Genomic DNA, 10,294 nt, shown 5'->3' with positions numbered 1-10,294 from the left:
ATGACAAAAGCAGACTTTTTCAACACAATCGGTCGTCTCCCGACATTCGCGCAGGTGTTCCATTTGCAATGCCGGGTGCTACAGATGTGACACCGTGGCCGCCATCGACCCATCACAGACGATCGTGGCATTAACAGGATAGAGAAAAATCGGCCCGGCGCGGGAGTGAACGCCGGGCCCACCATATTGCTGAGAACTCCCCTTATCCCGATCCGAGGAAGCGCCAAGCTGTAGCGGCAACTGGACCTCCAACGAAAAGGAGGAAGAGAGCGACCTCGGAGAGCTTCAATCGGAAGTGGCTGCCGTGCTCCGCGCGGAAGCGCGTGACCTTATCCTTGAACGGGTCGCTGCCGCTGACCAAACCTACGTCCAGATGGCTGCCGGTCGTCAGGAAGGAGATAATTTCCTTCGTTTCGGCTTCATTGGTCTCGGGGTAGCGACGAAGCAGTCCTTCGATGCGCTGCCTTTTCTGATGATCCCCGTAATGCGAAGGGGCGCTATCGGCCGGCGGGACATCCCGCACCGAAACCACATTTGCTTGTTTCATGATACACCTCTTGCGGCACGCCCCGACTGTTCGAGAGCATGCGTTGTTCGACTGGCGAAGAGGCTCCCGATGGGAGCCGATCGTCAGCGAAGCGGAGATGCGCGGGCCTGGTAAGCGTCGGCGGCGGCAGAAGCCGGCGGCGCAGTGGAGGGCGGGAGAAGATGTTCGCCGACGAGACGGCGCGACGTAGCGGTGAACTGGCGCGGCGAGAGGGGCGCGCCGCCGCCTTCGCTGGACTCGCTGCCATCGCGGTCCGCCGCCGCGCTTGCTTCTGGAATCTTTCCCGAGGCTGTGACTTCAAACGCCAGGCTCGCAGCAAGTTGAACCGCCAGCCGCTCGTCCGACGCGGCGGCTGCCGTGGCCTGAGCCGCGACCGGCAACAGGGACAGCAAGAAAGCGAGAAGAACGAGCAGTCCTCCAGGTCTTCTCAGCATCGCTGCACCAGGTCGCATCATTCTTCCTTAGCAGCTAAGGTCTGCCATGCAGCTACTATGTAGCTCAGCCGATGAATTTCCGCTTTCCGGCAGGAAGCGATCTATTCGGCGCGAGCCATTATCCTGGACACCGAACCGTGTCTCCCTTCTCTTCCGCGGCTCTCCACCCGCCTGCTTTCAGTGCGCGTTCCGGCCAGCCCGCCCGTCGGTCCAGGCCGGCAGCAGATAAGGCGCGCGATTGTCGGCGATGTCCGCCCATTCCGCATCGGTGATCGGCAGCTTGGTCCGTTCGGCCGCGAAATATTCAGTGGGCGGGCTCAGCGCGGGCCAGTCGCTGCCGAACACGAAGCGGTCCATGCCGATCTTCCGCATCTCCTCGACATATTGGGCCACCCGGTCCTGATGGGCCTTCAAATCCTTGCCCTGGCTCAAGTCGAATTGCGCGACCGCGGAAATCTCGATCACCAGATTTTCGGTGCCGGGCGCCTTGCGCGCGATCGCATCGCCATATGCGCGGATCGCGTCGAGGGTCACCGGATCGGTGCCGCCATAGCTGCCGCCATGGGCGATCTGCACCGGCAGGTCGCCGGCCTGCGACAATATCCTGTCGATGAAGGTGCGCACGCCATCGGCCGTATAGTCGGCGCGGCCGCGCAGGTGAATGACGATGGGCAGGCGCGCGACCCGCGCCGCGCCGAAGAAGGAGGCCAGTTTCGACACATGATCGGGCGAAGCGAGATCGAGCTCGCTATTGCCCATATGCAGCTTGATGCCGGACGCGCCATGCCGCGACCAATAGGACAATTCCTCCAGTGCGTTGCCGGCGAACGGATTGATGCCGACAAAGGCGACCAGACGGCCGCCCGACGCCTTCGCCGCATCGACAACATATCGGTTCTCGGCGCGCATCTTCGCGGCCATGTCCTCCGTCGGCAGCATCGGCGAGGCGAACATGTAGGCGGCGGACAGGAGCACACCCTGTTTGATCCCGGCGCGATCGAGTTCCCGCAGCGCATCCGTTCCGGAGCGGGTTCTGAAGATATCCTCCGACATCCCCGCCACATCCTCAGGCGACTTTTCGGCCATCCGGCGCATCCAGTTCACCACGCCTTCGCCGTTGATATGCATATGATGGTCGGCCAGCGGCGGCGGGAATGAGGGTGCCTGCGCCGCCAAAGGCGCCGAAGCCAAAGCGGTGAGCAGGAGCAAGGAAATGGCCGCCGTGGATTTCATCTTCTTCTCCGACATATTCTGATCCGTTCTTACCAATGGCTTCAATCGCGATTGCGATAGATTTTGCCGGCCCGCATGACGAAGCTGACCTTCTCCATCGCCTTGATATCGTCGAGCGGATTGGCGTCGAGGGCGACGATGTCGGCGGCCTTGCCGGGCGCGATCGATCCGATCTCCTTGTCGAGGCCGAGCGCTTCGGCAGCGTTCATCGTCGCGGCGCGCAAGGCTTCCGCCGGCGAGAGGCCGCTTTCCGTCAGCAGGCGGAATTCGATTGGCGGCAGATTCATCGCGGCCGGCATCAGATCGGTGCCGAAGACGATCTTCACCCCTGCCGCGTGCGCCGCGCGGACGCTGGCCTGGGCATCGCCGAGGAAATCGCGGGTGATGCCCAGCCTCTTGTACAAGGGCTTGGCCCATTCATAAACGGCCAGAGTGGCGGTGAAGGCGGTCCCGGCCTTGGCCATGTCCCTGATGCTGCCCTCGTCGAGCGGACCATGTTCGATCGTGTCGGCGCCCGCCGCGATGGCGCGGCGGGTTGCGGCCGGAACGCCGGCCGTATGAACCGCCACCCGCCGGCCAAGTTCGTGTGCCGTATCGATAATGGCTGACAATTCCTCGGGCCGCTCGGCCGTCTTCACTCTCGGGTCCATCGCCGCCAGGTCGGACAGCCGCAGCTTGATCACGTCGGCGCCGCGCTTCACCTCCTCGCGCACCGCACGCCGGCAATCCTCGACGCCGGCGCAGGACCCGCGATTGAGCAGATATGGCTCGAACTCCGGCCGCGCCTGGAATGCGCTGACATCATAATCGCCGCCGGACAGAGCGAATTGCGGTTCCGAAACCAGCATGCGCGGGCCGTCGACCTCGCCGCTCCTTATGGCATCGCGCAGGTCATAGGCCACACTGGCCGGATCGCCGAGATTGCGGACGGTGGTGAAGCCGCTGCGCAGGATCTTCTTCGCCACCGACGCGCCGAACAAGACCGTCTTTGAAGCGCGGGTGAGCCGGCGCTCGGCCACCCACGCCGTCGGCGAGCCTTCGCCGATCTGGACGGGTCCGGTGACATGGACATGCATGTCGATCAGCCCGGGGATCACTACACGGTCGGACAGGTCCACGATCGTGCCGCCGGCGACGAACCCGTCCTGGATTGCGACGATCTTCTTATCCTCGAGGATGATCGACTGGCGCTGCCGCGCCGGCTTGCCCGGCTCGGCGATCAAGGTGCCGGCGTGAATGACCAGGCGATCCGCCGCATGCGCCGTGGCATTGACGCCGGCGAGGCCTGCAAGGCCCGCCAGGACCGCAATCGTCTTTTTCATGCCAGCCCCCAGTTTCGCCCGGCTTCGCGTGAGTGTCCGCGGATCACATCCGGTAGTCGAGCGTAATGCCGAAGGTACGCGGCCGCACGATATATTGCTGGATCGGATCGGCGGTGCCGCCGGTCACGCCATGGGAATCGGCGATATTGTCGACGAACAGGGTCAGCCCGATCCGGTCGCGCCGCACGCCGGCGCGCGCGGCGAGCAGATGATAGCCGCCCTGCGTGGCACCCGTGAGGAGCGAGCCCACCACCAGTCCGCCCGGCGCCTTCGAAATGTACCGATGCGACAGCAGGAATGTCCAATCCAGATTGCCGCGCGAGAAATCGTAGCTGGCGATGTTGGACAATTGCCATTTGGACGCCCCCGGCAAAGTGGACCCGGCCGGCACTTCGGCCCCCGGCCCTTCCTGGTCGGGATCGAAAGGTTCAGACAATTTGGCGTTGAGATAGGTGGCGCTGGAGATGAGCGACACGCCCGGCGCGGGCCGCAGCGTCGCGCTCGCTTCAAGCCCATAGCTGCGCGCCTTGCCGGCATTGTCGGCATAATTGAGGGAATTGGAGGTCAGCCGAAGCTGGATGTTGCTCCAGTCGATATAGAAAGCGGTGAGGTCCAGCAGCAATTTGCGGTCCAGAAGATCGGCCCGCATGCCGACTTCGTAATTCCACAGGGAATCGCTTTCATATTGCTGCGGCACGTTCGATCCGGGCACGGCCGGTATGATGTTCGGGCCGCCGAAGCGGAAGCCTTTCGACACCAAAGCATAGACCATCAGATCGCGGTCGGGCGTGAAGGTGATCGATGCCTTGGGATTGAAGCCGGACGATTTCTGGACACCTTCGAGGTCCAGGGGCGCGCCGCTCAGGAAAGGAAGCAGGCCGCCGCCGACCGAGGTCAGCCGCAGTTTCTGGTCGAACAGGCGGCCTCCCAGCGTGATCTTCCATTGGTCGCCGAAATGATAGGAGCCCTCGCCGAAGATAGCGCTTTCCTTGGCGCGGCCGGAGATGACGCCGGCCACCACCAGATCGCCCGGCGCGATCACCGCCCCGGATCCCGGGCCGAACAGGACGTCGACCAGATCCTCCAGTCCGGCCGCGGTCACGCTTTGACCGACATTGACCCTGGTATTGTCGTGCATCGCGCCGATCACATAATCGAATGCGCCGCCGGGCGCGGAGGCCAGCCGGACCTCGAACGTCTTGCCGCTATTATGTCCGTCCGAATAGGAAAGGATCGGCGCGAGCCCGAACAGTGCGTCCGTCAGCACGGCGGTATAATCGTCGTCTCCGCGATAGGTCTTGCGGTGATGGGTCGCCGTCGCAGTCAAAGTCCCAAAGTCAAATTCCTGGTCGATGCGCAGATTGTGGATTCGCGTGTTGAAGCGGGACGTGTCCGGGAACAAGGTCGATTTGCGGAGCCGTCCCGCGGTTTCCGGCGCCTGAAAGCCGGCATCCTCATTCTCCTGATTCTGCTCGAGATACATGTAATTGATGCTGGTGTCGGGTCCGGGCTTGAAGCCGGCGAGGAAGCGGCCGCCCTTGGTGATGGTGCGGTTCGAATTGCGAATTCCGGTGCCGATATTGTCGATATAGCCGGCATCCTCGCGATAGACGAGGACGCCCCGCACGGCGAAAACGCCGTCGACGATGGGCACGTTGACCATGCCCTTGGCGCTGCCGCCGGTGCCGCCATGGCGGGTGTCGCTCAATGTCGCCTGGGCGCGGACGTCCCATCCATCGACGTCGGCGAGATTCGCCTGATAATTGATCGCGCCGCCCAGCGATGCCGAACCGAACAAGGTGCCCTGGGGCCCGCGCAGCACCGTCACATTGTCGATGTCGAACGTGTCGATGTCGGGCGTGCCGATCGAAAAGGTGGGATCGGTCAGCGGCACGTCGTTGATGAAGATGCCGGTGGTCGCCTGACCCTGGTCCTTGTTTGTCGTCGTCGAAATGCCGCGCATCACGATCGCGCTGTCGCCGGGGTTGGTGGCATTGAGCACGACGCCCGGCGTCCGGCCGAGATAGTCGGCCAGGCTTTGCGCGCCGATCTTGTCGAGCTGCTCGCCGGTCTGGGCCGAGACCGATCCGGAGATGCGCCGCACTGGCTCGGCCCGCTTGGTGGCGGTGACGATGATATCTTCCTGGGGTGCCTCATAGGCCTCCACGCTCGGACCGCCTTGCGCGAGCGCGGCTTCCCCCGCCTCGTTCGCCGACAGGAGGAAGGCGCCGCTGGGCGCGGTCCGGACCTGGACGCCAGATCCCTGCAGCAGACGCTGCAATCCGTCGGCGGGCGCATAACGGCCCTTGAGTGGTGAAGAGGTGAGGCCGGCGACCAAAGCGGGCGAATAAAGCAGTTGCTGCCGGCTCTGGCGGGCAAAGGCCTTGAGCGCCGCGTCGAGCGGCTGGGCGGGAATGTCGAAGCTGCGGACGGCGGCCGATTGCGCATGCGCGGCGGATCCGGCCGGCACGACCAGGGCCGCGCCCGACGACATGAAAATGCTGCCCAACATCAAGTGCCGAAGCGCGCGCTTGCCAACCATGTTCATGAATTTCCCCCTGCTGTCCCGGCCGCCTTTGCGTACCTGAAGGGAAAAGACGTGACGGCGCCGAAATGCCGAATCCCTCCGTTGAAAAAAATCTCGGGTCAGGGGCGGGCAACGAGGACGATGCGTTCCGGCGAGTGCTGCGCGACCCGGACCGGGAAGGACATTTGCAGCGCTTCGACGAAGGCCTGGCTCTCGCCGGTTCGGAAGGCGCCGCTAATCCGGACGGCGCCGACCTTTTCGTCGCCCAGAACGATCGGCTGGCGGACATATCGGTTCATTTCCGCGACCGCCTCGGCCAGGCTTTCATCCTCGAATATGACGAGACCGTCGCGCCAACTCGTCACCTGCTCGGCTTCCGCGAAATAGGACACCCGCATCTGGGCGCCAGCTGCGACCAATATCTCGTTCGGCCGCAGCGGCGTCGGCCGTGCGCGCGGCTGCGCGCGGTTGGCAACCGTCACCGATCCTTCGATCAGGGCGACCTTCACCCTGGCACCAGGATTTGCGGTGGGTCCTTCCAGCCGGACGTCGAAGGCGGTGCCATGGGCGGTGACGATCTGGTCGCCGGCCTGGACGATGAACGGCCTTTTCCGCCCCTTGGCGACCTCGAACAAAGCCTGGCCCTTTTCCAGCACCAGCCGCCGTTCGGCCGCGCCGTACGCGACGCGGACGCGGCTGCCGGTATTGAGAATGATGGTCGATCCGTCATCGAGCCGCGCGCTCAGCCGATCGCCGACCGCGGTCTCATAGACGCCCGGCGAGTTGGCGGCGAGCTCGGCCGGCGGCGTTGACCCCTGCCCGCTCGGCCAAGTCACCCAGCCGAGACCCAGCGCCAGGACCGCGGCAAAACCGGCCGCGATCGCACCGCGACGGCGCGTTGCCGGCTGCTTCATCACCAGCCGCGACAAGGTTTCGTGGCGAAGCGCGAGCATTTCATTGCTGTCGGCGAGGGCGGCAGCCGTGCCGTGCGCCGCCTCGACCTCGGCGAAGGCCAAAGCATGGGCGGGATCGGCGCTGCGCCAGGATTCGAACTGAAGCCGCTCCTGATCGCCAAGGCCGTCCGCGCGCAGCCGGTCGAACCATCCGGCCGCCTGTTCGAGCAGGGGAAGGTCGGAGACGGGCGTGCCGCAACTAGTCATCGCGATGCGACCTCAAGGCGATTGCGACGGCGGCGAGCGCCCGCGCATAATGACTTTCGACGGCGCGCGTGGAAATGCCGATGGCCGCGGCGACCTCGGCCGTCTTCTGCTCCTCGAACATGCGCAGCACGAAAATGTCCCTGGTCCTTTCCGGCAATGTCCGCAGCGTCGCATGCACCGCCGCCAATGCCTGCCTCCCTGCCAAGACGCGCTCGGGCGAAAAATCCGAACCGCCATGCGCCTCGGCATCGAAGGCGACATGGGCGCGGCGATGATGGGTGGCATCCTTGCGCAACTGATCGCGCAGCGCGCTGGAGGCGGTGCGGAACAGATAATGTTCGGGCTGCTCCAGCGTCGAAAGATCCTCGAGCCGCGCCAGCCGCATCAGCACGTCCTGGACGAGATCGGGCACATCCTCGCGATTGCTCACCCGCCGTTCGAAGTAACGGCGCAGCGGCGCAGTATGGCGACGCGCCAGTGCATCGAGGCGGCTGCCCCGCGCCGTCGCTTTCACACTCGCCCGTTCCACTTTGTCGGCCGCCATGGATCCCCTCGCGCGCGAGGATGATTGGCTTTGGGGAGCGTTTCAATATGTTGTGATGATGGCCGGTGCGGCCCCTTCGGGAGAGATGCCCCCTGCTCACTCCGAGACGGTCAATCCGTCTTCAGCGCCGCGTCTCTGATCTTCCGCAGATTCGAATGTGAAATCAATTGGCATGCCGGCGCCAAATCCCGCTACCGGTCGACGATGAACAAATTTTCCGTGCTCCTCCTCCCCTTGGCCCTGCTCAATGCCTGGACGATGTTCCGCTTCCGGCAGGACAAGAAGCGCGCGGAAGCCGATGCGCGGCGCATTCCGGAAGCGCATCTTCTCACGCTCGCCTTGATCGGCGGATCGCCCGGCGCTTTGCTGGCGCGGCACCTGTTCCGGCACAAGACCCGCAAAGAGCCTTTTTCGACCCGGCTCCGGCTGATCGCGATTCTGCATGCCGGCCTGATCGCGACTTATTCCGCCAATCTCTTTTGAGGGCCAAGGCAGTGAACCCATTCGTCGTCATTTCGGGCTGTTCGGGTGGCGGCAAATCGAGTCTTATTCAAGAGCTTGCGCGGCGCGGTTACGCCGTGGTCGAAGAGCCAGGCCGCAGGATCGTCGCGGAAGAACGGGCCGCGGGTGGCAGGGCTTTGCCCTGGACAGACCTCGCCGCCTTCGCCCGCCGCGCCATCGCGGTCGCCGCGGCCGACCGGACGAGTCATGAGGGCGCCGGTGATTGGGTCTTCTTCGATCGCGGCTTGGTCGACGTAGCCGTAGCCTTGGCGCATGCGACCGCGGCCGACCGGCTCGATCCCACGGTCACGCGCAACCCCTACCATCGGGCCATGTTCATGGCGCCGCCCTGGCCCGAAATTTATGAAACCGACGATGCGCGCCTTCATAGCCTGGACGAGGCGGTCGCCGAATATGATCGGCTGCTGCCCGCCTATCGAGATCTTGGCTATGACATCACCTTCTTGCCGAAGATCGGCATCGAAGATCGCGCCGATTTCGTGGTCGAGAGGCTGGCGATGCGGCGAAGATGACGCCCGGTCCCGGCTTTAGCTCGGAGCCTGCAAGCTTGCCATTCCCGCCGGAACATGACCATGGTCGCGCCCGCTTCGCATCCCGCCGGCGGTCATCGGATCGATCGGACGGACATATGGGTCAATTGCGCACCGCCAACAAACGGCACAAACGAATCTATTCCACCGCCAAAACGGCAGCGCCCGCGCCGGCCGCCGCACCTGCAGATAAGGCCGCGGCCGCAAAGTCCGCGAAGCCTGCCAAGGCCGCCAAGCCCGCCTGAGCCTTCCGCTGCGACGACCGCTTTATCTGAAGACGTCTCCTTATGCTGCCTCTCACTTTGATCGACACCGCCCCGCTTCCCGACGGCGGCGAATTGCGGCTGATGCGGCGCGGCGGCGACTTCATGATCCTGTTCGAGCGCAACGAGCTGATGAGCAGCCGCGTGCGTGGCTCCGAAGAAGCGCTGGCGACGCTCGCCTGCGAAAGATTGCACGCGTCCCGGCCGGAGGTGCTGATCGGCGGCCTGGGACTCGGCTTCACCTTGGGCGCCGCGCTGAAAGCGCTTCCCGCCGGCGCCTCGGTGGTCATTGCCGAACTGGTCCCGAAGATCCTCGAATGGGCGAAGGGGCCGCTCGCCCATATCTTCGGCACCAGTCTCGACGATCGCCGTGTCCATGTCGAACTCGGCGACGTCCACGACCTCATCGTTCATTCGCAGGATCGGTTCGACGCCATTCTGCTGGACGTCGACAATGGCCCGGACGGTCTGATCCATTCCGCCAACAACCGGCTCTACGGCCGCAACGGCCTTCAGGCCGCTTATGACGCGCTGAGGCCAGGCGGCGTCCTCGCTATCTGGTCGGCCTATCCCGACAAGGCCTTTGCGGGACGCCTGCACAAAGCGGGCTTCGACGTCGAGGAGGTGAAGACCCGCTCCACCGGCGGCCGGAAAGGCGCCCACCACATCATCTGGATCGCCACCAGGCCGTCGCGCACGCGATAGGACGAGCCGCGGAAGCCGGCGGCCGGCCAAGAGCCCGATCGTTTGATGTGGAAGCGCTTCGCGCTGAAACAATCACGGCCTCGCGAAGCAGCGCGGCATCTTTTTGCAATCTTTACGCTTTATGGGCCAGTGGCCGGCGAGGCCATGACGAGGAGGAGAATGGAATGACCGAGGATTCAAGCGCGACGCAGGACGCGGCGATGACCCCCGTCGCGCTCAGCCTGAGCCTGATCCGCTATGCGCAAAGATCGCTGGAGGAATTCCGGAAAACGGCGGGATCGCGGGCGCGCATGTCCTTCACGATGAACAATGGCGCCGCCCATAGCGGGACGGACATCCTCGAGATCGACGGCGCCTGGGTGATCCGTAGCGGATCCACCGACACGGTGATCAATCCGCTCGCCGTTTCGTCTTTCAAGCTGATCGACTGACCGGCCAGTCCAGCTAGCGCGTTCACATATATATCGACCAGGAAAGAGCCTGGTTCTTCCTTGTTTTCCGTTATTT

At 64.2% G+C, this 10,294-nt stretch carries 11 protein-coding genes; 4 read left to right on the top strand and 7 right to left on the bottom strand.

Going from position 1 to position 10,294, the window contains the following annotated elements; genetic code table 11:
* Positions 1-202: 202 nt before the first annotated feature.
* The 7 genes from RQX22_RS17020 to RQX22_RS16990 all read right to left on the bottom strand — a co-directional run bounded on the left by RQX22_RS17020 (position 203) and on the right by RQX22_RS16990 (position 7,767).
* Complete coding sequence (locus RQX22_RS17020; RefSeq protein WP_315728045.1) at positions 203-547, bottom strand: hypothetical protein; 345 nt, start codon at positions 545-547, stop codon at positions 203-205.
* Between the two features lie 83 nt (positions 548-630).
* Positions 631-1,002: a hypothetical protein gene (locus RQX22_RS17015; protein ID WP_315728043.1), complete on the bottom strand. Its 372-nt coding sequence runs from the start codon at positions 1,000-1,002 to the stop codon at positions 631-633.
* A 156-nt stretch (positions 1,003-1,158) separates the two neighbouring features.
* Positions 1,159-2,214, bottom strand: a complete 1,056-nt coding sequence (locus RQX22_RS17010; protein WP_315728041.1) for an amidohydrolase family protein — start codon at positions 2,212-2,214, stop codon at positions 1,159-1,161.
* Between the two features lie 41 nt (positions 2,215-2,255).
* Complete coding sequence (locus RQX22_RS17005) at positions 2,256-3,536, bottom strand: amidohydrolase family protein (RefSeq protein WP_315728040.1); 1,281 nt, start codon at positions 3,534-3,536, stop codon at positions 2,256-2,258.
* A gap of 43 nt (positions 3,537-3,579) precedes the next feature.
* On the bottom strand, positions 3,580-6,048 hold the full coding sequence (locus tag RQX22_RS17000; protein WP_315728038.1) for a TonB-dependent receptor: 2,469 nt from the start codon (positions 6,046-6,048) through the stop codon (positions 3,580-3,582).
* A 134-nt stretch (positions 6,049-6,182) separates the two neighbouring features.
* Positions 6,183-7,223: a FecR family protein gene (locus RQX22_RS16995; protein ID WP_315728036.1), complete on the bottom strand. Its 1,041-nt coding sequence runs from the start codon at positions 7,221-7,223 to the stop codon at positions 6,183-6,185.
* Positions 7,216-7,767 carry an RNA polymerase sigma factor gene (locus RQX22_RS16990; RefSeq protein ID WP_315728034.1) on the bottom strand — a complete coding sequence of 184 codons (552 nt, stop codon included), beginning with the start codon at positions 7,765-7,767 and terminating at the stop codon, positions 7,216-7,218. Before RQX22_RS16990 ends, RQX22_RS16995 begins: the two co-directional genes overlap by 8 nt.
* Before the next feature lie 204 nt (positions 7,768-7,971).
* On the opposite strand from RQX22_RS16990, the gene RQX22_RS16985 reads away from it, so the two are divergent.
* The 4 genes from RQX22_RS16985 (at position 7,972) to RQX22_RS16970 (ending at position 10,218) form a co-directional block, all read left to right on the top strand.
* A complete protein-coding gene (locus RQX22_RS16985; protein WP_315728032.1) occupies positions 7,972-8,250 on the top strand; it encodes a DUF1294 domain-containing protein in 279 nt (92 codons plus the stop codon).
* A gap of 11 nt (positions 8,251-8,261) precedes the next feature.
* Positions 8,262-8,801: an AAA family ATPase gene (locus RQX22_RS16980; RefSeq protein WP_315728029.1), complete on the top strand. Its 540-nt coding sequence runs from the start codon at positions 8,262-8,264 to the stop codon at positions 8,799-8,801.
* A gap of 305 nt (positions 8,802-9,106) precedes the next feature.
* Positions 9,107-9,787, top strand: a complete 681-nt coding sequence (locus tag RQX22_RS16975; protein ID WP_315728028.1) for a spermine/spermidine synthase domain-containing protein — start codon at positions 9,107-9,109, stop codon at positions 9,785-9,787.
* A gap of 164 nt (positions 9,788-9,951) precedes the next feature.
* A complete protein-coding gene (locus RQX22_RS16970; RefSeq protein ID WP_315728027.1) occupies positions 9,952-10,218 on the top strand; it encodes a hypothetical protein in 267 nt (88 codons plus the stop codon).
* Positions 10,219-10,294: the final 76 nt, after the last annotated feature.

Source organism: Sphingosinicella rhizophila (assembly GCF_032378825.1).
Lineage (GTDB): Bacteria > Pseudomonadota > Alphaproteobacteria > Sphingomonadales > Sphingomonadaceae > Allosphingosinicella > Allosphingosinicella rhizophila.
Note: the sequence above shows the minus strand (reverse complement) of the source record. Positions and strands in the feature narration are given on the sequence as shown.

Bases quoted from the DNA above. Each gene is read 5' to 3' on its own strand.
- RQX22_RS17020 (WP_315728045.1), bottom strand. From the start codon at position 547: ATGAAACAAGCAAATGTGGTTTCGGTGCGGGATGTCCCGCCGGCCGAT.
- RQX22_RS16990 (WP_315728034.1), bottom strand. From the start codon at position 7,767: ATGGCGGCCGACAAAGTGGAACGGGCGAGTGTGAAAGCGACGGCGCGG.
- RQX22_RS16995 (WP_315728036.1), bottom strand. From the start codon at position 7,223: ATGACTAGTTGCGGCACGCCCGTCTCCGACCTTCCCCTGCTCGAACAG.
- RQX22_RS17010 (WP_315728041.1), bottom strand. From the start codon at position 2,214: ATGAAATCCACGGCGGCCATTTCCTTGCTCCTGCTCACCGCTTTGGCT.
- RQX22_RS16985 (WP_315728032.1), top strand. From the start codon at position 7,972: ATGAACAAATTTTCCGTGCTCCTCCTCCCCTTGGCCCTGCTCAATGCC.
- RQX22_RS16970 (WP_315728027.1), top strand. From the start codon at position 9,952: ATGACCGAGGATTCAAGCGCGACGCAGGACGCGGCGATGACCCCCGTC.
- RQX22_RS16975 (WP_315728028.1), top strand. From the start codon at position 9,107: ATGCTGCCTCTCACTTTGATCGACACCGCCCCGCTTCCCGACGGCGGC.
- RQX22_RS17000 (WP_315728038.1), bottom strand. From the start codon at position 6,048: ATGTTGGGCAGCATTTTCATGTCGTCGGGCGCGGCCCTGGTCGTGCCG.
- RQX22_RS17005 (WP_315728040.1), bottom strand. From the start codon at position 3,536: ATGAAAAAGACGATTGCGGTCCTGGCGGGCCTTGCAGGCCTCGCCGGC.
- RQX22_RS17015 (WP_315728043.1), bottom strand. From the start codon at position 1,002: ATGATGCGACCTGGTGCAGCGATGCTGAGAAGACCTGGAGGACTGCTC.